The 418-nt window shown below is 67.0% G+C and carries 1 protein-coding gene; it reads left to right on the plus strand.

What is annotated here, in order from left to right:
* On the plus strand, window positions 1–192 hold a 192-nt coding region (locus AC1U89_RS24880; protein ID WP_479902283.1), incomplete at its 5' end, for a hypothetical protein.
* Window positions 193–418: the final 226 nt, after the last annotated feature.

The following is a 418-nucleotide window of genomic DNA, read 5'->3' on the forward strand; positions in this document are numbered from 1 at the left end:
GCCCATTCCTGGGCCACGCGCCGTGCCAGGCACAGCGCCGACCGATCCAACATTCGCCGCGCCATTCACGGCATCGCCCGCTGCACCGACTGCGCCGGCAACGGCAGCCAGCCGGTGCGGCCGGGAGCAAACCACCGGATCGGCCCACACGGCCTGATCCGGTATGAACTCACCAATGGCTTCCATAGCTAAACTCTGCCAGAGGGGTACGACAGAAATAATGGACCCGGTTCCGCCGGGCCATGACGCCTGGCCGTGACGCCGGCCCAGGCTGCCACGGCGGCTTTGACGTGGGTTGGGTCGCGGAGTGACTCCGTGTACCGAGGATTTCGGGTCGCGAGGTTCGGTCGAGGAATTTGGCCGCGGGGCTCCAAGAATTTGGTAGACGGCGCCGGCCGCCACCCACCGCGCGTAACAC

The sequence above is a fragment of the Caulobacter sp. 05T431 genome (genome assembly GCF_056665975.1).